At 48.2% G+C, this 26,093-nt stretch carries 17 protein-coding genes; 11 read left to right on the top strand and 6 right to left on the bottom strand.

The window, feature by feature from the left end; genetic code table 11:
• Position 1: 1 nt before the first annotated feature.
• Positions 2–2,461 (bottom strand): bifunctional aspartate kinase/homoserine dehydrogenase I, encoded by a 2,460-nt coding sequence (gene thrA, locus PG915_RS03455; protein WP_353497883.1) that lies wholly within the window; start codon positions 2,459–2,461, stop codon positions 2–4.
• Between the two features lie 418 nt (positions 2,462–2,879).
• Between thrA and PG915_RS03450 the strand changes: the two genes are divergently transcribed.
• Positions 2,880–3,368, top strand: a complete 489-nt coding sequence (locus PG915_RS03450; protein WP_353497882.1) for a ribonuclease regulator — start codon at positions 2,880–2,882, stop codon at positions 3,366–3,368.
• 35 nt (positions 3,369–3,403) lie between these two features.
• Here the strand turns inward: PG915_RS03450 and PG915_RS03445 are convergent, their stop codons facing one another.
• Positions 3,404–3,886, bottom strand: a complete 483-nt coding sequence (locus tag PG915_RS03445; RefSeq protein ID WP_353497881.1) for a putative 4-hydroxy-4-methyl-2-oxoglutarate aldolase — start codon at positions 3,884–3,886, stop codon at positions 3,404–3,406.
• 95 nt (positions 3,887–3,981) lie between these two features.
• The gene (locus PG915_RS03440) at positions 3,982–4,374 is read right to left on the bottom strand and encodes a DUF3293 domain-containing protein (RefSeq protein ID WP_353497880.1); all 393 of its coding nucleotides are present in this window, start codon (positions 4,372–4,374) and stop codon (positions 3,982–3,984) included.
• Positions 4,375–4,703: 329 nt separating this feature from the next.
• Between PG915_RS03440 and arcA the strand changes: the two genes are divergently transcribed.
• Complete coding sequence (gene arcA / locus PG915_RS03435; RefSeq protein ID WP_112459845.1) at positions 4,704–5,420, top strand: two-component system response regulator ArcA; 717 nt, start codon at positions 4,704–4,706, stop codon at positions 5,418–5,420.
• 80 nt (positions 5,421–5,500) lie between these two features.
• Here arcA and PG915_RS03430 read toward each other — a convergent pair whose 3' ends face one another.
• From PG915_RS03430 to PG915_RS03420, 3 genes are all read right to left on the bottom strand, one after another.
• The gene (locus tag PG915_RS03430; protein ID WP_353497879.1) at positions 5,501–5,869 is read right to left on the bottom strand and encodes a hypothetical protein; all 369 of its coding nucleotides are present in this window, start codon (positions 5,867–5,869) and stop codon (positions 5,501–5,503) included.
• 94 nt (positions 5,870–5,963) lie between these two features.
• A complete protein-coding gene (gene arcB, locus PG915_RS03425) occupies positions 5,964–8,315 on the bottom strand; it encodes an aerobic respiration two-component sensor histidine kinase ArcB (protein WP_353497878.1) in 2,352 nt (783 codons plus the stop codon).
• Positions 8,316–8,383: 68 nt separating this feature from the next.
• A complete protein-coding gene (locus PG915_RS03420) occupies positions 8,384–9,322 on the bottom strand; it encodes a TIGR01212 family radical SAM protein (RefSeq protein WP_353497877.1) in 939 nt (312 codons plus the stop codon).
• A gap of 525 nt (positions 9,323–9,847) precedes the next feature.
• On the opposite strand from PG915_RS03420, the gene gltB (PG915_RS03415) reads away from it, so the two are divergent.
• From gltB (PG915_RS03415) to PG915_RS03375, 9 genes are all read left to right on the top strand, one after another.
• Complete coding sequence (gene gltB / locus PG915_RS03415) at positions 9,848–14,395, top strand: glutamate synthase large subunit (protein ID WP_353497876.1); 4,548 nt, start codon at positions 9,848–9,850, stop codon at positions 14,393–14,395.
• Positions 14,395–15,864 (top strand): glutamate synthase subunit beta, encoded by a 1,470-nt coding sequence (locus PG915_RS03410; protein WP_353497875.1) that lies wholly within the window; start codon positions 14,395–14,397, stop codon positions 15,862–15,864. The genes gltB (PG915_RS03415) and PG915_RS03410 overlap by 1 nt, the downstream gene beginning before the upstream one ends.
• 407 nt (positions 15,865–16,271) lie before the next feature.
• Positions 16,272–20,735, top strand: coding sequence for a glutamate synthase large subunit (gene gltB, locus PG915_RS03405; RefSeq protein WP_353497874.1), 4,464 nt, complete (start codon positions 16,272–16,274; stop codon positions 20,733–20,735).
• 18 nt (positions 20,736–20,753) lie between these two features.
• Positions 20,754–22,166: an FAD-dependent oxidoreductase gene (locus PG915_RS03400; protein ID WP_353497873.1), complete on the top strand. Its 1,413-nt coding sequence runs from the start codon at positions 20,754–20,756 to the stop codon at positions 22,164–22,166.
• A gap of 81 nt (positions 22,167–22,247) precedes the next feature.
• Complete coding sequence (locus PG915_RS03395; RefSeq protein WP_353497872.1) at positions 22,248–22,688, top strand: DUF1499 domain-containing protein; 441 nt, start codon at positions 22,248–22,250, stop codon at positions 22,686–22,688.
• 86 nt (positions 22,689–22,774) lie between these two features.
• Positions 22,775–23,470: a 5'-methylthioadenosine/S-adenosylhomocysteine nucleosidase gene (mtnN, locus tag PG915_RS03390; protein ID WP_353497871.1), complete on the top strand. Its 696-nt coding sequence runs from the start codon at positions 22,775–22,777 to the stop codon at positions 23,468–23,470.
• A gap of 43 nt (positions 23,471–23,513) precedes the next feature.
• Positions 23,514–24,467: a cobalamin biosynthesis family protein gene (locus PG915_RS03385; RefSeq protein WP_353497870.1), complete on the top strand. Its 954-nt coding sequence runs from the start codon at positions 23,514–23,516 to the stop codon at positions 24,465–24,467.
• A 3-nt stretch (positions 24,468–24,470) separates the two neighbouring features.
• Positions 24,471–25,295, top strand: coding sequence for a vitamin B12 ABC transporter substrate-binding protein BtuF (gene btuF / locus PG915_RS03380; RefSeq protein ID WP_353497869.1), 825 nt, complete (start codon positions 24,471–24,473; stop codon positions 25,293–25,295).
• A gap of 99 nt (positions 25,296–25,394) precedes the next feature.
• Positions 25,395–26,012, top strand: coding sequence for a TRIC cation channel family protein (locus PG915_RS03375; RefSeq protein WP_353497868.1), 618 nt, complete (start codon positions 25,395–25,397; stop codon positions 26,010–26,012).
• The last annotated feature ends 81 nt before the right edge of the window (positions 26,013–26,093 follow it).

The following is a 26,093-nucleotide window of genomic DNA, read 5'->3' as shown; positions in this document are numbered from 1 at the left end:
CTTATACTCCTAGTTTCCAGCCTAACGTACGCATCACATCAGAGAACACGCCCGCGGCCGTGACTTCTGTACCTGCACCGTAGCCGCGAAGAACCAATGGAATTGGCTGATAGTAACGGCTGTAGAAGGCCAGTGCGTTCTCGCCATCTTTGATCTTAAACATCGGATCGTTTTCATCGACAGCTGCAATACGAACTCGGCACTTACCGTCAGCGATCTCGCCAACGTAACGCAATACTTTGCCTTCTTTAGCTGCGTTTTCTACCAACTCACTAAAGTAAGCATCAGCTTCTGGTAATCGAGCCATGAACTCATCGATAGAACCAGAATCATCAAAGCCTGGTGGCAGAGCTTGGTCAACTTCTACATCTTCAAGCTCGAGTGCCATACCCGCTTCACGTGCCAAAATAAGTAGCTTACGTGCCACGTCCATACCCGAGAGATCGTCACGTGGGTCTGGCTCAGTAAAGCCTTTATCTTTCGCAACATTGGTTGCTTGACTTAGTGTTAGTCCTTCATCCAACTTACCGAAGATGAATGATAGAGAGCCAGACAGGATGCCGTTGAACTTCTCAAGTTCGTCACCAGCGGCAATCAGGTTCTGTAAGTTTTCGATAACTGGCAGACCTGCACCCACTGTCGTTTCATACATCAACTTACGGCGAGAGCTGCGAGCCACATCGCGAAGCTGATGGTAGTATGACATGCTTGCTGTGTTCGCTTTCTTGTTTGGCGTTACTACGTGGAAACCTGCAGCTAAGAACTCAGCATACTGGTTAGCGATATCTTCGCTTGATGTACAGTCCACTAATACAGGGTTAATGATGTGATTACGTTGAACAAGTGCAGCTAGGCTAGAGACGGTGAATTTTTCACTGACATCACCCATGCGATCACGCCACTGCTCAAGCGGCAAACCATTACCATCAAGTAATACACCTTTGCTGTTTGCCAGACCGCAAACACGAATGATGATGCCTTTCTCGGCCAGCTTCGCTTGCTGTCTTTGGATTTGATCCACCAACTCACCACCTACGCCGCCAACACCAACAACAAACACATCTAAGAAGTGCTTAGAATTGAATAGGTTTTCGTGACAAGCTTTGATGGCTTCAGAAATCTTATCTTCTGGAATAACCGCTGAAATCGCGCGCTCTGATGAGCCCTGAGCGATAGCCACAATGTTGACGTTTACTTCAGCAAGTGATGAGAAGAACTGAGATGCGACGCCACGAGAAGTGCGCATACCGTCACCCACAAGCGTCACAATCGCAACATCATCCATAAACTCTACTGGCTCAAGTAGACCGTTTTTCAACTCAAGTTCGAATGCTTCACTGAGCGCACGCTCAGCTTCTAGCTTGTCTTCCTCTTCAATACAGAAGCTGATGCTGTACTCTGATGAAGATTGAGTAATAAGAACAATCGACACACCCGCTGATGACATCGCACCAAATACGCGGCTTGCCATACCTACCATGCCTTTCATACCAGGGCCAGATACGTTAACCATGATGAGGTTAGAAAGCGTGGTGATACCTTTAATTGGCAAGTTGTCTTCGCCAGTGTCTTGGCCGATCAAAGTACCCGCACCCTGTGGGTTAAAGGAGTTCTTGATAAGACAAGGGATATGGAACTGAGCAATTGGGGCAATAGTTTTCGGGTGAAGTACCGAAGCACCGAAGTAAGAGAGCTCCATCGCTTCTTGATAGCTAAGCGATTTAAGAAGGCGCGCATCGTCAACCAGTCGAGGGTCACAGTTGTAAACACCATCGACATCGGTCCAGATTTCACAGCAATCAGCACGCAAGCATGCGGCTAGTACCGCTGCTGAGTAGTCCGAGCCATTACGACCTAGAGTCACTAACTCACCTTTAGCATTGCCTGCAGTGAAACCTGGCATGATGTGTACAACACCCTCAGCAAGCGGATTCGCTCGGAAGTTTTGAGTCGACACTTCAACGTCAACCATGGCTTCTAGGTGGTCGCCGTTGGCAAACAGGTATTTCACAGGGTCGATAAGATCCGCCGCTTGGCCTTTCGCGATAAGCACCGCTTTCATCAACTGGATAGAAATGCGCTCACCTTTAGAGATGATGCGAGCATTAACATGATCTGGACAAGTGCCAAGAAGGCGAATGCCATGGACGAACTGGTGAAGCTGGAACAGCGATGTTTTGACTTGATTGTCAAAATCTGTGCTGTCGATATTCGGGAGGACTTTCTTAATGTTGGAGAACAACTCATTGAATGACGTCTCTAGTTCAGAGATTTGCAGTTCAACTTCACTGTTCTTGAGTGCAGTTTCAATGACTGCTACTAGTTTGTTGGTCGTTTTACCTGGTGCTGATAGCACCACGGCTAAGTCTTCTTGCTGGGCATTGTTGGCGATGATGTCCGCCGCTCTTAAAAAACGGTCCGCATCGGCTAACGATGAGCCTCCAAATTTTAGTACTCGCATCCTTTCCTCCCGAAATACTCAAAACAGGTAAAAAAAAGGCCCGTATCTCGGTGATACAGGCCTTGTTTTTGAATTTCTTTCGTCTACCAGCCTGCCCCAACGATAATGTCGGTAATAATAATGGTGGTCATTACTACGTGCTGGTGATTAAACATAATAGGTCGTGCTTCAGATTCTGTTATGTGCTTACCCATACGTGTACCGCATTTGTTGGCGATTAGTCAATCAAAATTTGTGCTTTTGTTGCTTATCATGTGATTTTTTCTTAAAACCATGAAAATAGCCACTATTGCATTTATATGCACTTGAGATCTTTAGACATAACTAAATGCTATATAGTTTTACAACTTTTTGCTTAGATTCTGTGCTTTAATTAGAAATCAATAAACTATAAAAACTATAACCAAGGAGTGGTGCCATGAGAGCAGTGTCTTTATACGCCTCAGCGTTATTGTTTTTTAGTGGTTTGTTGTTCAGCGCCTCTGCACTCTCTGTTGAGCTTCCAGCGCTTCCCTCTCAGCATAACCAGTCACCCCACAGCTTTTTCTTGTCTTCCGGCAGTAAATCCGGCGGTGCAGACTCATTTGATGTTTGGAACGTTGATAGTGGGTACTCTTATGCCGTGTTTGATTCTCTAGATGTTTACATTGGTGCCCGTCTCAACAATTCAGACATCACCAATGATCGTGGTTTTTTAAGTGGCGTGAACTATCAAGTGTCTGATCGTATCTCTGTGAAGAGTACGCTACGCGGGTATCAGTACGAAGAGAATAATGAAACACAAGGTGCGATGGCGGCCGAGATTTCCAGCCGAATGAGGCTAACAGAAAACCTAGACGTTCACGCCACCTTTGACTTTGAAAAGGTTCAGCAAGGGGTCGAAGTCGGCCTAGGTTTCCGTTTTTAGTTGAGTATCTAGATACTGCTGTTATCGCTCACAAACTAAAATTCCAGTGCTTCTTTACTGATTAGCACGCCATTCCAATCTGAATACACATAGTGACCAGGCTGAACAATTTGATTGTTCATGGTCAGTGTGACATTGATTTGCCCAGCTCCGCGCTTTTCCGTCTTAAATGGACACGCTGCGAGTGCTTTCACCCCAAGATCCATCTCCGACATTGCGGCAACATCGCGAATGGCACCATTAACAATGACGCCTTCCCAGCCATTCTCAATGGCCATGATCGCCAACTGGTCGCCCAAAAGCGCTTTCGCACATGAGCCATTCCCATCAACAAAGAGTACTTTCCCTTTTCCATCGTGGCCTAACACTTCTCGCACCATGGAATTGTCGTGGTAACAACGTACCGTGACAATCTCGCCCCAAAAGGCAGCGCGTTGACCAAAGTTTTGCAGTGGTATGTTCAGCAGCATCACTTTGTCTTCGTGTTGGTCACAAATATCAGGTGTGATATCTCTCATGTTTCCTCCGTGATAATAGCTCAATAGACGCAAAAATAGCCGCACCTTTAGAGAGCATTAAAGTAAAATCCCTTTTCACTTGCCCAGCCAAACGGTCATTGACGCACGTACTGACTCAGCAAGCCTAAATTTTTTTTCGTCTGGTCTTCATCACAGGAGACCAGAAACAGTACACCATTTTCGACCCAGTAGATGGCATTTTGCTCATATTTTTGCGCTAACTCACACGCTTGTGAAAACGAGATGTCCACTGCAAAACTCGCTTCCACCCACTCAAAGCTGGGGTCACCAACGTTTACACTTACATGATGAAAATCTGCTAAATTTCGTTCTAGCTCTCGGTTTTTTATGCAGTTTTCTTCATCACTCAGCTTACGGCTTCGTGGGTTAAAAGCCGTTATAACAGCGTAGCTCTCGCATTCCCACTCAGTGAGAAACCGCATCACAATGCTTGAATAAGCACTCCAAAGTTGTGCATCGATACTCATACTATCTAAAATTTAGCCTCTGCCCAATACTATTAATATTTGTTACAAAGCGCCTATTGATTTAAATCAACAAACTGCATGGAATTAACATTTGACCATTGTTAGCATGCTGTTAACATTATAGAATTCGCCTCAATGACCTAGCAGAATAATAAGAGATTACAGGGATTTCTCGTTTTTTGGCAACATCATGGATGGCGACGTAAAACGTAACTGTTTCAGTGATGGTGAGTAAAAGCTCCAAGAAACATTACCTATATGTTAACTTTTTGCCTAGAATTTATTCTACTACAGACAGAATTTTCACAAGTTTAATTTAGGTACCGCCGATGCAAAGCCCGCAGATTCTTATTGTTGAAGATGAGCAAGTAACCCGTAACACCCTAAAAAGCATTTTTGAAGCAGAAGGATACGCTGTATTCGAGGCCAGCGACGGTCAGGAAATGCACCAGGTGATGTCAGAAAACTCTGTAAACCTAGTTATCATGGATATCAACCTTCCTGGTAAGAATGGTCTACTGCTAGCACGTGAACTACGTGAGCAAGCTAACGTTGCTCTTATGTTCCTAACTGGTCGTGACAACGAAGTTGATAAAATCCTTGGCCTAGAGATTGGTGCTGATGATTACATCACTAAACCATTTAACCCACGTGAACTGACTATCCGTGCACGCAACCTACTGACTCGCTCTATGAGCAGCGGCGCAGCGACAGAAGAAAAACGCAGCGTTGAAAAATACGAGTTCAATGGTTGGGTTCTAGATATCAACAGCCGTTCACTCGTTAGCCCAAGCGGCGACAGCTATAAGCTGCCACGCTCTGAGTTCCGTGCACTGCTGCACTTCTGTGAGAACCCAGGCAAGATCCAAACTCGTGCCGACCTTCTTAAGAAGATGACTGGTCGTGAGCTTAAGCCACATGACCGCACTGTAGACGTAACTATTCGTCGTATTCGTAAGCACTTTGAATCAGTATCTGGTACACCAGAAATCATCGCTACGATTCACGGTGAAGGTTACCGCTTCTGTGGTGATCTAGAAGAGTAATCGACCATCGATTATTGAATATGGAAAAGGGACGCATTCGCGTCCCTTTTTGTTTTTCTCTGACTATTCACAAGCAAAGCTTAATACACGGTATCCACTGGCACTTCACCGTTGACTACCCAGATTTCGCGGCCACTATCGGTTAGCTGCACCGCCACATCGATAGGCTTGGTGATGTTGACTTCAAGCTGCCAGTTGAACGCCACTTCCCATTGACTTTCTGATTGAGTTCTCAACTCAAAATCATCACCTTCAAATTCCCATACCATGTCGTCCTGCTTAAGTACGACTTTACTCACGTCCATCCCAGCAGGCAGCTGCTTATCGGTACGCAGATAGAGCGCCCCATAGAGATTTTGCTCTTTTAACAGCGCCGACGTTTCCCCTACTTTGGGCATCATATCAATCCAAAGCGTCGACTCTAAACGCACCGCTTCTTTTTCAACCATGACAGTATCGCTGGATGCCCAGATAGCATTTCCTGTTGGTGATGACGCACAACCAATAAGAGCGATAGAAAGTGCGACCGCTGAGACTATTTTTTCATTTTGATTCCCTACTTTCCAACCACGATTTTAGTATCTGAATATCATTCTGATACTCGTTTTTGATCTCTTCAACCCAATCTTCGATATTCTCCCACCAAGCTGGAAGCTCTGGGGACTGTGCTTTTTGAGCAATCGACTGAATACGCTTAAGACCAATCGACCCTGCCGCGCCTTTTATCTTATGCGCTTCAGAGGCGATACCAGGCTGATCTTTGGCCGTCATATTTGAGTCGAGGATATCGATATAGTCTGGCATCATCTGCTCAAACATTGTGATGCTATCGAGTACGGGTGCACTGCCAACAATATCGACATACGACTCCAGCATGTCCAGATCGAGTAAGCGATTAAATACTTCACTGTTGATATTCGTTTCCACTTCTTTTTCCTCTGGTTGCGGCTCTTGCAAGGTGTCGTCACCGTGACATTTGTTAATCACTTCTGTGAGCGCTTTCACGCTGAGCGGTTTACTAATGGCATCATCCATGCCGTTTGTCAGGTACTCCTGCTTATCTTTGAGCACATTGGCTGTGAGTGCCACAAGCGGTGGTACCTCAGAATAACGAGATCTTAGCTCCTGGGCGACATCGAAACCCGTCATATCTGGAAGCTGAATATCCAGCAGCGCTAAATCAAAACTTGCTGGATTAAAGTTCGCTAACGCTTCTTCACCCGTCATGGCAACTTCGACGCTATGACCAAGGCTCTCTAGCAAAGAACGTGCGACGGTTATGTTAAGTTCAATATCTTCCAGTAAGAAAATACGCAGGCTACCTTGTCGCTTCACCTCAACCGGTGCAAGCTGCATTTCATCGGCACATGGAACATTGATGGTCACAGTGAACGTACTGCCAAAGCCCTCTTCACTATCGACCGTAATATCGCCATCCATCATTTGGATAAGCTGTTTCGATACCGCAAGGCCAATACCAGTACCAACCGCGTGCAGGTTGTCTTTGCCCGACTTCACCTGGTAGTACATAGCAAAAATTTTATCGAGCTCTTTTTGCGGAATGCCGATACCGGTATCTTCAATTTCGATCGTAATGTACGCGCGGCCATCCTCGATATCCGCGCTGATGGTCATTACCACGCCGCCCTGCTTAGTGAACTTCATGGCATTGCTCACCAAGTTCCAAATTACCTGACGTAGACGCGTTGCATCAACGACGACGCCTTCCGGCAGGTCGGTAAGCCTCTCAAGGTCGAAACGCAGCCCTTTTTGCTCCGCCATCAAGCCTGAGATACTCTCTAGCTCTGCGACAAAATCTTCAAAGTTCAACGGCTCTGGGAATAGCTCAAGCTTGCGTCTATCAAACTTATCCATGTCGATAATATCGTTAAAGATATGACCAAGAGTGATGGCGCTGACGTTAATCGTTTGCAGCTGCTTGCGCTGCTCACCATCCAACTGCCCATCTAGGAGCATGCGGCTTAAGCCAACAATGCCGTTGAGCGGTGTGCGAAGCTCGTGACTGATGGTTGAGATAAATGTGGTCTTGTCTCTGCTCGCCTTTTCCAATGACTCAGCATGGCGTTTACGCTCGGTGATATCACGGCCAAAGCCCACCAGCCCGAGATGGCGACCATCCTTACTGTAGAACGGCACTTTACGAAGCTCATAGAAGCATTTTTTGCCATCAGGGTATTCCAGCCACTGCTCATACGTCAGTGCCTGATTATCACCCATCACCTTGTGGTCGGTTTCCACGACTTGTTTAGCGACTTCTTCTGAATAGACATCCCATGGAGTGAGGCCGACCAAGTCTTGCTCTTTACGACCGGTAAGCTCCTCCATTGCCTTGTTACAGCCAGAGAACACACCTTCTGCATTGCGGTAGTAAATAAGGTCTGGTGATGCATCGATGAACGAGCGCAGCAGCGCGGTTCGTTCCGCAAGTTCAAGCTGGGTACGTTCACGTTGAAAGACTTCGTTTTCGAGATCTTTCATCGCTTCTTCACGAGCCTCTTCCGCTTTTTGACGCTCTTCAATCTCTTGGTTGAGCTTACGAATGTTTTGCTGAAGTTTATGGTTAAGATCTTGGTCGCGTGAGCGCATCTCCTTGAGCTTAGACACCATCTTAGCGAGACGCTGACGAGATTCTTCAAGCTGATCGACCACAACTGACAGGAAATAGACCGCCCAAGGGGTGATCAATAGTCCAAAGAACACCGAGCGAACAATGTCGATATCATCAACGCGTCCATTGAGTACCAAGGTAATGCCAACCTGAACCACAACGGCCAAGGCGACAAGAGCTAGCGCCAATATAATAGAGAAGCGCACAATACCGAGTTTCACCAATAGGTCGACATAGTATTGCGCGAGATTTTTGATGGGTTTCATTCAGCACTCCGTGCGTTACAACTGGGCTAAGTCTATCACTAAGCCCAAGTTTGCACACGGAAGGCGAATTATTTGAGAACAGGTTTGTGATAAGTAAACGGATTCTCGGTCAGTGCTCCCTGAGCACCTTCTGCCGTTAGAGTTCTGCCAAGTTCGGTCATCGCCAGCCAACGGTTTTCACACCATAATGGTGAGAGCAGCATTGGGCGTCTTGCTGAGGAAGAAACGCGGTGATAAACAATCTCGGCCGGCGTTCGGCGAATCATTTCACTGGCGACATCTAAGTAAAATTCTAGACTTGGCGCTTCAAGGCGTCCTGCTCTCCAAGCTTTCGCCATGGTGCTTCCTTCTACAATATGAAGGCCATGCAGCTTGATGCCATCGGTACCGGTTTCCAGCACCTTTTCTAGCGTCTGTAGATTATCTTGCTTGATTTCGTTCGGCAGACCGACAATCAAATGCGTGCACACTTTAATACCTAAAGCGCGAGCGCGCTTGGTAATTTCATCATAAACCGCAAAATCGTGACCACGATTAATGCGTTTTAAGGTTTGATCGTTCGCTGTCTGCAGACCTAGCTCGAGCCAAATCTCATAGCCTTGCTCAACATAAACGGCAAGTAGCTCTAACACCGAATCTGGCACACAGTCTGGGCGGGTTCCCACACACAAACCAACGATATCCGCGTATTTGAGCGCTTCTTCGTACATGTTTTTCAACACTTGAACTTCAGCATAGGTACTGGTGTAGGCCTGAAAATACGCCAGATACTTCTTAGCGCGCTTAACCTCACCGGCTCGGTCGGTAAGCTGGTCGTGAATAGACTGGATCTGGGTCTCTTCGCTGGCGAAAGAGGCCACGTTGCAGAATGTACAGCCGCCACGGCCAATAGTGCCATCGCGATTTGGGCAGCTAAAGCCGCCGTGCAGGGTTAGCTTGTGAACCTTTTCTCCATATCGACGCTGCAGATCTTGGCCGATGGTATTCACTAACTCATGTAATTGCATGTTCAAAAAACCTACTAATAAGAATGAATCTCACTCTAATTTGTGAAACTAAATTACATCCCTGCAAAAGAAAACCATGAATAGTAGCAATCAGCGTTTTAAACGCTCTTAACCAAAATCAATAAATATGCAGAAAAACAAGCAAAAAACCCGAAATGTTGCACCGATGTTATAAAACATATTCAAAACAAGATAAAAAAAATGTGTAACAGACGTAAGTTTCGTTGGAATTAACGAGGACAAAATTGTAGGATACTTACACAATTCTGCTGTATTTGCCGTTTTTATTACAGTACGAATTGGTAGATTAGGGTCGATATTCTACTCCCACCAACAGATTTCACTAGATTGTGGAATGAAGACATTGAATATCACCACGGAATGTTTTTCTCGCGACACTTTTCCTGCGAGATGCAGAATGGACTCGAACACTGCCCCCTCTGGCAGTCAAGAATCAAAATTACAAAGGACAAGACGCAATCACACACTCTAATTGCGTCTAGATTTAACTGGAAGGAAGTATCTATGGTAGATAGAGAGCAGAATACACAAGGTCTGTATACTCCTGAATTGGAGCATGACGCTTGTGGTATCGGTTTTGTTGCTCACCTAAAAAACCGTAAATCTCACGATGTAGTGACTCAAGCCCTGGATATGCTAGCGCGAATGGAGCACCGTGGCGGTCAAGGTTGTGACCCATGCAGCGGTGACGGTGCAGGTATCCTACTTCAAAAGCCACACGAATTTTTGCTAGAAGAGACCGTGAAGCTTGGCATTAAACTGCCATCGTTTGAGAAATACGGTGTAGGTGTTGTGTTGTTCCCTAAAGACGAACACAAACGCGCACAATGTCGTGACATCCTAGAGCGCAATGCACAGCGCCTAGATCTAGAAGTGATTGGCTACCGCGTGCTGCCAACCGACAACTCTATGATTGGTGCTGACCCACTAAGCACAGAGCCTCAATTTGAACACGTATTCGTAACGGGCGGCCCTGGCTGCACACCGGAAGAACTTGAACGCAAGCTTTACGTCCTTCGCAACTACACGGTTCGTGTATGTCTAGAAAGCGTGTCAAACATCGGTGATGACTTCTACATCAACTCGATGTCTTACAAGACGTTGGTGTATAAAGGTCAGCTGACGACAGAGCAAGTACCTCAGTACTTCTTAGATCTACAAAATCCAACGATGGTGACAGCACTTGCGCTGGTTCACTCTCGTTTCTCTACCAATACTTTCCCAAGATGGCGCCTAGCGCAGCCTTTCCGTTACATTGCCCACAACGGTGAAATCAACACAGTTCGCGGTAACTTGAACTGGATGAAGGCGCGTGAAGCTATCATCGAATCTGACTTGTTCACACAAGCAGAAATCGACATGCTGCTTCCTATCTGTCAAGAAGGTAGCTCGGATTCATCAAACTTCGATATGGCACTTGAGCTCCTAGTTCTGTCTGGTCGTAGCCTGCCACACGCGCTAATGATGATGATTCCTGAAGCGTGGCAAGAAAACAAAAACATGGATCCAACCCGTCGTGCGTTCTACCAGTACCACGCCAACGTTATGGAACCATGGGATGGCCCAGCATCGGTCTGTTTCACTGACGGTGTTCAGGTAGGTGCAACGCTTGACCGTAACGGCCTGCGTCCATCACGTTATACCGTGACCAAAGATGACTTCCTAGTCATGGCGTCCGAATCTGGTGTTGTCGACATTGAGCCAGAGAACGTTGAGTTCCGTGGTCGTCTACAGCCAGGTCGTATCTTCGTTGCTGACCTAGAGCAAGGTCGTATCATCTCTGATGAAGAAGTGAAAGATGGCATTGCAAGTGCTCAGCCATACCAGAAATGGGTGGAAGAGAACCTACTTAGCCTGAAGAAGCTTCCAGATGCGAGCAACGAATTCAGCCAACCTTCTCCAGAGAAATTACTGCACAAACAGCAAGCGTTTGGTGTTAGCTCGGAAGAAGTAAACGAAATCATTGTCCCTATGGCAAAAGATGGCAAAGAGCCACTTTCTGCAATGGGTGCTGACTGGCCACTGGCGATCCTTTCGCACCAGTCACAACATCTGTCCAACTACTTTAAACAGCTATTTGCTCAGGTAACCAACCCACCAATCGACCCGATTCGTGAGCGTATGGTGATGTCTCTGAACACTTACCTAGGTAAAGATCAGAACCTACTGGCAGAATCGCCAGAGCACTGCCAAAAAGTTGAGCTTGAGTCTCCTGTTCTGTCTAACTCAGAACTTGAGAAGTTGCGTGCTATCGATAATGAGCACCTACAAGCTAAGACACTGGATATCGTATTCCAAGCTAGCGAAGACGAAGGCAAGCTAGAGCGCGCCCTAAAACGTATCTGCCAATACGCGGAAGACGCGGTTATCGATGGTTACTCAATCATCTTGCTAACTGACCGTGCCGTGAACTCTAACCACGCCGCTATCCCAGCGATGCTGGCGGTTGGCGCAGTTCACCACCACCTAATCCGTAAAGGCTTGCGTGCTAAGTGTGACATCGTGGTTGAAACGGGCGACGCACGTGAAACGCACCACTTTGCAACACTAGTGGGCTACGGCGCGAACGCAGTGAACCCATACCTAGTTATCGAAACTATGGTAGAGCTACAGCGCACTAAGAAGCTTGATCCAGAAGCTAGCATCTCTGAGTTGTTCGAGAACTACCGTAAGTCTATCAACGGCGGTCTTCTGAAGATCTTCTCGAAGATGGGTATCTCAACGCTGCAGTCTTACCACGGTGCACAGATCTTCGAGGCACTTGGCGTAAGCAAGTCAGTGGTTGAGAAATACTTCACTGGCACGGTTTCTCGTATTCAAGGTCTAACCATTGATGACATCGCGAGAGAAGTACTGATCCGTCACCGTGTTGGCTTCCCAACGCGTGAGATCCCAGTACAAGTTCTTGATGTCGGTGGTGTTTACCAGTGGAAACAACGTGGTGAGAAACACCTGTTTAACCCAGAAACTATCTCGCTACTACAAGAGTCGACTCGCAGCAAAAATTACGCTCAGTTTAAGCAATACGCGAAAGCGGTTGATGACCAAGGCGACAACGCTGCAACACTGCGTAGCCAGCTAGACTTTGTTAAGAACCCAGCAGGTTCAATCCCTCTAGAGGAAGTTGAGCCAATTGAAAGCATCCTTAAGCGTTTTGCAACGGGTGCAATGTCGTTCGGCTCTATCTCGTACGAAGCTCACTCTACTCTTGCTGTAGCAATGAACCGCATTGGCGCTAAGTCGAACTCAGGCGAAGGTGGTGAAGACCCAACTCGTTTCGAACGTAAAGAAAACGGCGATTGGGAACGCTCTGCGATCAAGCAGGTTGCATCAGGTCGCTTTGGTGTTACCTCTTACTACCTAACCAACTCTGAAGAAATTCAGATCAAGATGGCACAGGGTGCAAAACCGGGCGAAGGTGGTCAGCTACCAGGTGATAAAGTCGATGACTGGATCGGTGCGACTCGTCACTCCACTCCAGGCGTTGGTCTAATCTCGCCACCGCCGCACCACGATATCTACTCAATCGAAGATTTGGCTCAGCTGATCTACGACTTGAAGAATGCGAACCGTGCTGGTCGCGTAAACGTAAAACTGGTATCGGAAGCAGGCGTTGGTACTATCGCCTCAGGTGTAGCGAAAGCGAAAGCGGACGTTGTCCTTATTGCAGGTTTCGATGGTGGTACAGGTGCATCACCAATGTCTTCCATTCGCCACACTGGTCTTCCTTGGGAGCTCGGTTTGGCAGAAACACACCAAACGCTTCTGAAGAACGGTCTACGTAACCGTATCGTGGTTCAATCTGATGGTCAGATGAAAACGCCACGTGACCTTGCCGTTGCGACCTTGCTAGGTGCAGAGGAATGGGGTGTAGCAACAGCCGCTCTGGTTGTTGAAGGCTGTATCATGATGCGTAAGTGTCACAAGAACACCTGTCCTGTCGGTATCGCAACACAAAACAAAACGCTACGTGAGCGCTTTGATGGCCGCGTAGAAGATGTCGTCACCTTCTTCCAATACATGGCTGAAGGCCTGCGTGAAGTAATGGCAGAGCTTGGGTTCCGCACTATCGACGAAATGGTTGGTCAGTCTCAGAAACTGAAGATCCGTGACGACATCGGCCACTGGAAATACAAGAACCTAGACCTATCGCCAGTTCTGCACATTCAACCTGCACGTGAAGAAGACGGTGTTTACAACCAAACAGAGCAAAACCATAACCTAGAACAGGTTCTAGACCGTAAGTTGATTCAAGCGGCTATCCCAGCACTTGAGAAGGGTGAAGCCGTTAACGCTGAATTCCCAATCATCAACACGGATCGCTCTGCAGGTACCATGCTATCGAACGAAATCTCTAAAGTTTACAAAGACCAGGGTCTACCACAGCCAATGAACGTTAAGTTTAACGGCAGCGCTGGTCAGTCATTCGGTGCTTTCCTTGCTAAGGGCGTGAAGTTCGAAGTAGAAGGTGACGCGAACGATTACTGGGGTAAAGGTCTATCTGGCGGTACGCTAGTACTGTACCCAGATGCGAAATCGAGCATTGTTGCTGAAGACAACATCGTTGTTGGTAACGTTTGTTTCTACGGTGCAACGTCTGGTGAATCGTACATCCGCGGTATGGCTGGCGAGCGCTTCTGTGTTCGTAACTCTGGCGCGAAAGTTGTGGTTGAAGGCGTGGGTGACCACGGCTGTGAATACATGACTGGCGGTGTGGCGGTTATCTTAGGCTCAACAGGTCGTAACTTTGCTGCCGGCATGAGTGGTGGTGTGGCATATGTTTGGGATAAAGCCGGTGACTTTGAAACCAAGCTAAACCCAGAATTGGTCGACCTAGACCCAATCGAACAAGAAGATCGCGAACTACTACTAGACATGCTAACTAAGCATGTGGAGTTCACAGGAAGTGAAGTCGCTCAGTCGTTCTTAGACAACTTTGAAGCCAGCATTGCATCGCTAGTGAAAGTGATGCCACGCGACTACAAAGCGGTGCTACTAAAGCGCAAAGCAGAAGCTGAGCAAGCTCAAACGGAAGAAGTGGAGGCAGTATAATGGGTAAGCCTACTGGATTTTTAGAACATGGTCGCGAGCTTCCAGGGAAGCTCGACCCAGCAGTTCGTATTGAAGACAACAAAGAGTTCGTTCTTAACGAAGAGTTTGGCGATAAGATCAATACTCAGGCTTCTCGTTGTATGGATTGTGGCGTACCTTTCTGTCACAACGGTTGCCCTATCGGCAACATCATCCCTGAGTTTAACGATGCCGTGTATCGTGACAGCTGGGAAGAAGCTTGGCGCATCCTAAGCACAACAAACAACTTCCCAGAGTTTACAGGTCGTGTGTGTCCTGCTCCGTGTGAAAGTGCCTGTGTACTTGGTATTAACCAAGACCCAATCACTATCTGTAACATTGAGAAGACGATCGTTGAAACGGCTTACCGTGAAGGCTATGCGAAACCAAAAACGCCTCGCTCTCGTACGGGTAAAACGGTGGCTATCATTGGTTCAGGTCCTGCGGGCCTGTCTGCGGCTGAGCAGCTAAACAGCGCTGGTCACTCAGTGACAGTGTTTGAACGCGATGAGAAAGTCGGTGGGCTATTGCGCTTTGGTATTCCTGACTTCAAATTAGGCATGGATATCATTGACCGTAAGATCAACCTAATGGCTGAAGCGGGCGTTGAGTTCAAGGTTAACCAACACATCGGTGTTGATGTAAACGCTGCGCAGCTTCGTCAAGAGTTTGATGTTGTGCTGCTAACCGGTGGCTCTACTGTACCTCGCGACCTACCGGTTCCAGGACGTGAGCTGAACGGCGTTCACTTTGCGATGGAATTCCTAGCGCAAAACAACCGCCGTGCTAACGACATGGATCTGAAAGGTGAAGAGATCCACGCGAAAGATAAGCATATAGTGGTCATCGGTGGTGGTGATACTGGCTCTGACTGTGTAGGTACTTCTAACCGTCATAAAGCAGCAAGCGTCACTCAGGTAGAAATCATGCCAATTCCGCCAGAGAAGCGCCCAGCTAACATGCCTTGGCCGCAATACCCAATGATCATGAAGACCACAACTTCTCACGAAGAAGGCTGTGATCGTCATTGGAACATCCTAACCAAAGAGTTTATCGGTAACGATGAAGGTCAAGTAACGGGTCTTCGTATCGCTGATATCGTTTGGCAAGATGCCGCTCCAGGTGAGCGTCCTGGGTTTGATGAAGTAGCCGGCTCTGAACGTGTGATCCCATGTGACATGGCGTTCCTAGCAATGGGCTTCCTACACCCAGAACCTACCGGTGTGCTGGCTCAGCTTGACATCAAACTGGATGAGCGTGGCAACGTTGCTGCAGAGAACTTCCAAACTAACCAACAAGGTGTATTTGCCGCAGGTGACATGCGTACTGGCCAGTCTCTGGTTGTACGCTGTATCAACGAAGGCCGTGAGTGTGCGCGTGCTATCGATGAATACCTAATGGGCAACACTAACCTAGAAGCGAAAGCCAACTCGTTGATGCTTTCCGCTTAAAGGTAGACTGTCTAGTTACGCGGATAAGTAATTAACAGCATTCCTTCCTAATTTGGCCAGCTTTATGCTGGCCTTTTTTCTATCTATAACTCAGCCTAGGCAAAAGCACATCATTGACGGGCGACACGCATAAATCACGCGCAACTTGTTAACCTTATCTCCTTTTACACAGCAACCGACTGTAAAGTAACTAGATTATTTGTTTGTTTTTTCGAGACATACACAACAAATTTCTGAAAACTTGACCTTTCTTGCCATAAGCTATACGTTGTGAAGTTCGTGAAAATAAAATAAATGCAATTTGTTAATAACTAACAGTTAAAAATTTGACTCACATAACAATAAAAAGTCATTAAAAAGCATTAATTTACTGTCAGGATGACAGCAAGCTCAAAGGGAGAAAGGCAATGGCTCTTTACGATCCAAGTCTTGTAAAAGACAACTGTGGATTTGGCCTGATTGCGCATATGCAAGGTCAACCCAGTCACAAACTGGTTCGCACCGCAATCTCAGCACTGGACCGCATGACTCACCGTGGCGGCATCAACTCAGATGGAAAAACCGGCGATGGTTGTGGCTTATTACTTCAAAAACCCGATTCATATTTCCGCTTAATTGCAGAAGAAAACCAATGGAACTTGGCTAAGCAATATGCCGTCGGTATGATGTTTCTCTCCAAAGATCCGGTCAAAGCCCAATCTGCAAAAGACATCATCCACCAAGAACTGTCTAAAGAAACGCTGACCATTTCTGGCTGGCGTGACGTGCCAACCAACGAAGACGTACTCGGCCCAATCGCGTTAAGTTCGCTACCCAATATTGTTCAGGTCTTTATCTCGGCACCGGCAGGTTGGCGGGAGCAAGATGTTGAACGACGTCTATACATCGCTAAGCGTCGCATTGAAAAACGCATTACGGAAGATCAAGACTTCTATATTTGTAGTTTATCGACTCAAGTGATCGTCTACAAAGGTCTATGCATGCCGGCCGATCTTCCGCGATTCTACCTCGATCTTGCCGATCTTCGTATGGAATCGTCGATCTGTTTGTTCCACCAGCGTTTCTCTACCAATACTCAGCCCCGTTGGCCATTGGCACAGCCTTTCCGCTACTTAGCGCACAATGGTGAGATCAACACCATTGAAGGCAACCGCCAATGGGCAAAGGCTCGCGCCTACAAATTTGCGTCACCACTCTTACCGGATCTACAAACTGCCGCTCCTTTCGTGAATGAAACGGGCTCAGACTCTTCGAGCCTAGATAACATGCTCGACCTATTCTTATCTGGTGGTATGGATATCTTCCGAGCTATGCGAATGCTGGTTCCGCCAGCATGGCAAAATCACCCAGATATGGATGCAGATCTGCGCGCCTTTTATGACTTCAACTCAAAACACATGGAGCCTTGGGATGGCCCTGCTGGTATCGTCCTTTCCGACGGTCGCTATGCGGCCTGTAACCTTGACCGCAATGGCTTACGCCCAGCACGTTACGTGATTACCAAAGACAACCTTATCACGCTGGCATCTGAAGTCGGTATATGGGATTACGCTCCAGATGAAGTAGCAGAGAAAGGGCGTGTCGGCCCAGGCGAACTGCTGGTTGTCGATACTCAAGAGGGCGAACTGTGGCATTCAGATGACATCGATAACGATCTCAAGAGCCGTCACCCATACCGCGAGTGGATGGAAAACAACGTCCACAAGTTAACGCCATTTAGCGCTCTCGAAGATGACCAAGTTGGCGAGCGCAGCTTTGATGAAACGGTGCTGAAGACCTATCAAAAACAGTTCGCTATGACCAACGAAGAGACCGATCAGGTTCTTCGCGTGCTTGGCGATATGGCTCAAGAAGCGGTTGGCTCCATGGGCGATGATACTCCAATGGCAGTGCTCTCCTCTAAAGAGCGCTTGGTGACTGACTACTTCCGTCAGAAGTTTGCTCAGGTCACCAACCCACCTATCGACCCACTGCGCGAAAAACACGTGATGTCGCTTGCAACCAGTGTCGGTCAAGAGATGAATGTGTTCTGTGAAACCGATGGCCACGCCTACCGTGTGACGTTCGATTCACCAGTACTGCTTTACTCTGATATGCAGCAACTCCTTGAGCTAAGTGACAAGCACTATCGCAACACGATCCTCGATATCAATTACGATCCAAATGAGAAAGATCTCAAACAAGCTCTGCTCGATCTCTGCGATCACGCGGAGACCGTCGTTAAAGAAGGGACGGTTCTGGTGGTGCTTTCCGATCGTGCCCTTGTTAAAGGCAAGTTGCCTATTCCAGCAGCTATGGCGGTTGGCGCGGTACAAACTCGATTGATTGACGCGAACCTTCGCTGCGATGCCAACATTATTGTTGAAACTGCAACCGCTCGTGACCCACATCAGTTTGCGGTTCTGCTTGGATTTGGCGCGACTGCTGTCTACCCTTACCTCGCTTATGAGGCGCTAGGAAAACTTGTTGATGATGGTGCCATTGATAAGAGCTACCGCAATGTGATGCAAAACTATCAGTATGGTATCAACAAGGGTCTGTATAAGATAATGTCAAAGATGGGTATCTCGACCATCGCCTCTTATCGCTGCTCACAGCTGTTTGAGGCGGTTGGTCTGCATCGTGATGTGGTCGACCTGTGCTTTACTGGCGTAACGACACGTATTCAAGGTGCAAGCTTTGAAGACTTCCAACAAGACTTGTTCAACCTATCTCGCAAGGCATGGGCAAAACGCAAACCCGTGGAACATGGCGGCCTGCTTAAATACGTTCACGATGGCGAATATCACGCCTACAACCCTGATGTCGTTGGTACGCTGCAACAAGCGGTGAAATCGGGCGAAGCCTCCGACTACAAGTCGTATGCCAAGCAAGTGAATGACCGCCCTGTCGCGATGCTACGTGACCTGATGCAGTTGAAAAAGGCGGACAACGCGCTGCCACTTGAGCAAATTGAACCTAACACGGAGCTGTTCAAACGCTTTGACTCAGCGGCAATGTCCATTGGCGCATTGAGCCCAGAAGCGCACGAAGCGCTTGCCATGGCAATGAACAAGCTTGGGGGCTATTCCAACTCTGGTGAGGGCGGCGAAGATCCCCGCCGCTTTGGAACTAACCGTAACTCTCGCATTAAGCAGATTGCCTCCGGCCGTTTTGGCGTGACGCCACACTACCTCACCAATGCCGACGTGCTGCAAATCAAAGTTGCGCAAGGGGCGAAACCCGGCGAAGGTGGCCAGCTGCCAGGACATAAAGTCACAGCGGAAATCGCTAAGCTGCGTCACTCAGTACAAGGGGTCACGCTTATTTCCCCACCTCCGCATCACGACATCTACTCTATTGAGGATTTAGCCCAGCTTATCTTCGATTTGAAGCAGGTTAATCCCGACGCGCTGGTATCGGTAAAACTGGTTTCCGAGCCGGGTGTCGGCACGATTGCCACAGGAGTTGCCAAGGCCTATGCCGATCTCATCACCATCTCAGGCTATGATGGTGGCACAGCAGCAAGTCCACTGACATCAGTGAAATACGCGGGTTGTCCTTGGGAACTCGGCCTTGCTGAAACGCAACAAGCTCTAGTGGCCAATAACCTGCGCCATAAGATCCGATTGCAAGTAGATGGGGGTTTAAAAACCGGCTTAGACGTTGTTAAAGCGGCCATCCTTGGTGCTGAAAGTTTCGGTTTCGGCACTGCACCTATGGTCGCGATGGGCTGTAAATTCTTACGAATCTGTCACCTGAACAACTGCGCGACGGGCGTTGCCACGCAAGATGAAACGCTGCGTAAAGAGTACTTCAAAGGTCTACCAGAAATGGTGGTCAACTACTTCACGGGACTTGCCGATGAAGTACGCGAACTGCTCGCTGAACTCGGGGTAGAAAAGCTCACTGACTTAATTGGTCGTACCGATTTATTAGAAGCTGTCGAAGGGATGACCGCGAAGCAATCCAAGCTCGATCTGTCGAACATTCTCGAAGCGCCAGTGTCTCCGCAATCTCATCCACTGTATTGGACTGAGCCAAATCAACCTTTTGATAAAGCAGAGCTTAACCAGAAGATTGTTGAGCAAACCAAAACGGCCGTTGAAAACAGATCCGGAGGCAGTTTCTACTTTGATGTCAGAAACACCGATCGCTCTGTTGGTGCGAGACTTTCTGGCAGTGTGGCTAAGCGCTATGGCAACCAAGGCATGGCGACCAGCCCAATCAAACTCTATCTCGATGGTACTGCAGGCCAATCCCTCGGCGTTTGGAACGCTGGTGGGGTGGAAATCTACCTAACGGGTGATGCCAATGACTATGTCGGTAAAGGCATGGCGGGCGGTAAGCTCGTTATCAAACCACACGTCGGTACTACTTTCACTTGTAACGATGCCACTATCGTCGGTAACACCTGTTTGTACGGCGCAACAGGCGGAAAATTGTATGCAGCAGGTACCGCTGGCGAGCGCTTTGGGGTGCGTAACTCAGGCACTATTGCTGTGATTGAGGGCGCCGGTGACAACGCTTGTGAATACATGACTGGCGGTATTGTCGCCATCCTTGGCGCTACGGGGGTTAACTTTGGCGCAGGTATGACTGGCGGCTTTGCTTATGTGATGGACAGTAACGACGACTTTGAAGGTCGCGTCAACACGGAATCAGTAGAAGCGATTTCGCTGTCTGATTTGTATATCCATCAAGAGCATCTGCGCGGCCTTATTGCTGAGCACCTAGAAGAGACAGGCTCAGTGCACGCCGAACACATTCTGGCGAACTTCGATGAATGGATTCCGAAGTTCTATCTCGTCAAGCCAAAAGCTGCGGATCTTCGCACCTTGCTTGGTCACCAAAGCCGAAGCGCTGCAGAGCTGCGCGTTCAAGCACAGTAATTGGAAGGAGCCAGAATAATGAGCCAGAACGTATACCAATTTATTGATGTGAATCGCGTCGACCCTGCTAAAAAGCCGATTAAGATTCGCAAAATCGAATTCGTGGAAATCTACGAACCCTTCACTAAACAGCAAGCGACGGCTCAAGCCGATCGCTGCCTTGACTGCGGTAACCCATACTGTGAATGGAAATGCCCTGTTCATAACTACATCCCGCAATGGCTAAAGCTCGCCAATGAGGGACGTATCATCGAAGCGGCTGAACTTTCGCACCAAACCAACAGCCTGCCCGAAGTCTGTGGTCGCGTATGTCCGCAAGATCGTCTCTGCGAAGGGTCATGTACCCTGAACGATGACTTTGGTGCCGTCACTATCGGAAACATCGAAAAATACATCACCGACAAAGCCTTCGAGATGGGTTGGAAACCGGACATGTCTCATGTGGAGTGGACGGATAAAAAGGTCGCCATTATCGGTGCGGGACCCGCTGGTCTTGCGGCGGCTGATATTTTAGTGCGCAATGGGGTCAAGCCGGTTGTATTTGATCGCTATCCAGAGATTGGTGGCCTACTTACCTTTGGCATCCCATCATTCAAGCTAGAAAAAGATGTCATGCTCAACCGCCGCCGCATCTTCACTGAGATGGGTGTTGAGTTCCGCCTCAATACCGAAGTCGGCAAAGACGTTGAAATGGCAAGCTTAGTTGAAGATTACGATGCGGTGTTCCTTGGCGTCGGAACTTACAAAAATATGCGAGCAGGTTTAGAGAACGAAGATGCTCCTGGTGTTTTTGATGCCCTGCCGTTTTTGGTTTCCAATACCTATAAGGTAATGGATCTAGGTGAAGAGCAGCCGTTTATTGATATGAAAGGTAAAAAAGTCGTCGTCCTTGGCGGTGGTGATACAGCCATGGACTGTGTGCGCACCTCAATTCGCCAAACGGCGAGCAGCGTTATTTGTGCCTACCGCCGTGATGAAGCCAACATGCCAGGCTCTCGCCGAGAGGTGAAAAACGCTCGCGAGGAAGGCGTTAACTTTATGTTTAACCTTCAGCCGCTTGGTATCGAAGTGGACGCCAACGGCAACGCTTGCGGCGTGAAAGTGGTGAAAACAGCCTTAGGTGAGCCAGATGACGCGGGTCGCCGCCGACCTGAACCTGTGGAAGGCAGTGAGCATGTGCTGGAAGCAGACGCTGTCATCATGGCATTTGGCTTCCAGCCGCATCAAATGTCGTGGTTGGAACCTTATGGCGTCGAACTTGACCAATGGGGCCGCATCAAAGCGCCAGTATCTCAAGAGTTTATGTATCAAACCACTAATAAGAAGATCTTTGCCGGTGGTGACGCCGTGCGAGGCTCAGATTTAGTCGTTACGGCCATTGATGAAGGACGCAAAGCCGCTGAAGGCATACTAGACTTCCTAGAAGTATAGGGTTGCCAGTACATAAACCAAGACTAAGCCCAGCACTACTGCTGGGTTTTTTTAAAGCGCTACATTTTGCAAGGGAACGTTATGACAATAACAAAGCTAATTACCCTCTCTTCTGTCATTTTGCTTACCGCTTGCGGTGCAGGCTATAAGACCACCACAGATCGAACTGAGGAGCCTTGCGGCGATAGTCCGCGCTGCGTCTCCACCCAAGATAGCCGTGAAGAATTTAAACTCGCGCCATTTAAGCTCGCCCCGGATACCAACATCAATCAGATTGAAACCGTAGCGCTTAGTTTCGATAACGCCGAGGTAGCTGCATTCGAAGGCAACTATCTACGCGTGGAATACACCTCAAGTGTGTTTCGGTATGTAGATGATATGGAGGTTAAAATCCAAGACGGTGAGCTACTAGTGCGCTCCGAAGCACGAATTGGCTACTACGATTTCGACGTAAACAGAAAACGAGTTGAAGCGCTTCGCGCTAAGCTCATCGAAACTGGATTAGTCATCGCAAATCCCTAATCGCTCCATCTCGCAAAGGTTGGGAAGCGCGGCGACTGTTGCTATACTGCACGCCAAAATACGTTTTCCAACTTGAGAGACTCTCTATGAAAATCGGCGTAATTGGCGCAATGGAACAAGAAGTGTCCATCCTAAAAGCAGCACTGACGAACCTTGAAGAAACCAAGAAAGGCGGTTGTACCTTCTTTACTGGTCAACTTGACGGTGCAGACATCGTGTTGCTTCAATCAGGTATCGGTAAAGTCGCGGCAGCAGTGGGTACCACGATCCTTCTTAGCGATTACCAGCCAGACGTTGTGATTAACACGGGCTCTGCAGGTGGCTTTGAGTCTTCTCTAAACCTAGGTGATGTGGTTATCTCGACCGAAGTTCGTCACCACGACGCTGACGTAACAGCATTTGGCTACGAGATTGGTCAAATGGCAGGTCAACCAGCAGCGTTCGCCGCGGATCAAAAACTGATGGACGTCGCTGAGCAAGCGCTGGCTCAAATGGAAGACAAGCACGCAGTACGCGGCCTTATCTGTACAGGTGACGAATTCGTATGTCGCCCAGAGCGTCAAGCGGTTATCCGTGCTAACTTCCCTGGCGTTATTGCCGTTGAGATGGAAGCGTCTGCGATTGCGCAAACCTGTCATCAGTTCAACACGCCATTCGTAGTGGTTCGTGCTATTTCTGATGTAGCCGATAAAGAATCACCAATGAGCTTTGAAGAGTTCCTACCCCTAGCAGCGCAAAGCTCGTCGGAGATGGTAGTAAAAATGGTTGAGCTGCTTAAGTAAGCGCGCCTTGTTGTAAACAACATCACGTACAAGGACGACGTAAATGAGCTCTTTTATTGAGAGTTTATATGCCAATGGTGCACTCCTAACGCTCTGGGGTGCACTTTTGTTTCATCTACTTATCCCCATTCCACCCTCGGCACATCCAGTCAGGTTCTGGCAATTATTGCTAAGTCATATAGCGAGCAAGGTTAACTCGCCAAGCGCATTACCTCAACAACAGCAGCTATCGGGAATACTGGCGTTAATGCTACTACTCGTTCCAACCTTGGCCGTGCTAGTCGCACTTCAGACCTTGGTTTGGAAAGCAGAATTCTATGAGCTCGCCCTACTACTGCTCGCGGTTGAGTGGCGAGGCAATGAGCTATTCACACGACGCTTCATAGACGCCTTGGCAAAAGAAGATAAGTCGAGCGCTCGCCATTTGCTTGCATCCAAAGTCAATCGAGAAACGGACGCGCTGTCGTTACTTGGACTTGGAAAGGCTGGCGCGGAAAGCGTTATTGTGGGCTATGCGAGAAACGTCATCGGCGTTTTGTTTTGGTATGGTCTAGCGGGCGGCATAGGCGCACTAATGTATCGTCTTTGTGCAGAGCTCGCTCGCAGCTGGAGTCCAAACAAGCTAGGTTATGCGACCTTTGGTAAACCCGCGGCTTGGCTATTTATGATGATTGACTTTGTGCCGCAAAAACTGTTTTCAATGATGGTTTTACTCGGCCTGCCTACACACGCTATCAAACAAACCCTATCACAAGCGAAAGCTTGGCCAAATGCAGCGACTAACTGGCTCATCTGCGGCTATGCCAACCGCTTTGAACTGGCGTTAGGTGGCCCTGCTATTTATGGTACTGACAAACTACAGCGTGCTCGAGTAGGTGGGAAAATCGCACCCGCGGCCATTCATATCGCTCAAATTCAAAAACACATCGCATGGCGGATCTATGTGTGGTTAATGCTACAAAGCGCTGTGATGTTCATCATCTACCAAGGATTGTAATCAATGAAGAAAACCCTGTTAGGCGTTTTAGCTCTGCTAGCCAGTGGCGTAGCCATTGCCGATACCCAGCGTATTATCAGCCTCGCCCCACACACGACAGAGCTGGCTTATGCCGCTGGTCTTGGCGACAAGCTGATTGCTGTCAGTGAATACAGCGACTACCCAGAGCAAGCAGAAAAGCTTGAACGCGTTGCTAACTATCAGGGCATTAAGTTAGAGCGAATTGTTGCTATAGAGCCTGATCTAATCTTGGCATGGCCAACCGGAAACCCTGCCCGAGAGCTTGAAAAACTAGAGCACCTCGGCTTCAACCTCTATTACTCCAAAGCCAAATCTCTAGAAGGCATTGCCAACAACCTTGAAGCGCTAAGTCAATATGCTGACGATCCTGATATCGGCATCAATGCTGCAAAGCAGTTTCGTGCCAAGCTTGCTGAGTTAAAACAGAAGTACGACACCGAGGATAAGGTGCGTTATTTCTACCAGCTGAGTGAAAAGCCTATCATTACCCTGTCCGATGGTAACTGGCCAAGTGAAGTGTTTGAGTTTTGTGGTGGAGAAAACATCTTCGCAAGTAGCAAAGCGCCCTATCCTCAAGTAAGCCCAGAGCAAGTTATCGTTCGCCAACCTGAGGCTATATTCACTTCTGAGCATGCCATCGCTAACGGCAATATGTGGCAAAAATGGCAGCAAGAACTGCCCGCGGTACAAAACGACCATGTGTGGGCTTTAACCTCAGATTGGCTCAATCGCCCAACCCCAAGAACCTTGCTGGCTGTCACTCAAGTGTGTGAGCACCTACACTGGGTACGAGCACAGAAGAAATGAGACATCGATCACATTCAGGTAAGATTCGCTATCCGCAAACGTTAAATCCCGTAAAATTGGCGTACTTTCCTATTACTTTTCTTCAGTGAGAATATAGCTGTGGATTCCATGCTCTATTTGGTCGACCTTTTTGGTACGGCAGTGTTTGCAATATCGGGAGTGATACTTGCAGGAAGACTTAGGATGGATCCTTTTGGTGTTATGGTGCTAGGCAGTGTAACCGCTATCGGTGGTGGTACTATTCGTGATATGGCGCTTGGTGCAACACCTGTTTTTTGGATAACGGATACAACCTATATCTGGGTAATCATAGTGACCTGTATTGCCACTATGATGCTGGTCAGGCACCCAAGACGACTGCCTTGGTATGTATTGCCTGTCAGCGATGCGATTGGCCTTGCGGTATTTGTCGGCATCGGCGTTGAAAAAGCACTGATCTTTCAAGATTCGTACTTGATTGCAGTGATCATGGGGGTATTAACCGGCTGCGGTGGTGGTATTATTCGTGACGTTCTTGCCCGTGAAGTTCCTATGGTATTGAGGCGCGAGGTGTATGCTACCGCCTGTATTATTGGTGGTGCCTTCCATGTAGGCGCTCTGATGATGGGCGCGTCAACTGGCAGCGCCTTTCTATGCTGCGTAGTGGCCACTCTGGTGATCCGCCTTGGCGCAATTCGTTGGCACCTCTCTTTGCCAACCTTCGCACTCGATAAATAGCCTCAAATAACTGACAGGAGACAACGAATTCTCCTGTCAGCCTCTTCATTTTTCTCTGCCGCTTTAGTATGTTGGTTAAAA

It is taken from the genome of Vibrio sp. CB1-14 (genome assembly GCF_040412085.2).
Taxonomy (GTDB): Bacteria; Pseudomonadota; Gammaproteobacteria; order Enterobacterales; family Vibrionaceae; genus Vibrio; species Vibrio chaetopteri.
Note: the sequence above shows the minus strand (reverse complement) of the source record. Positions and strands in the feature narration are given on the sequence as shown.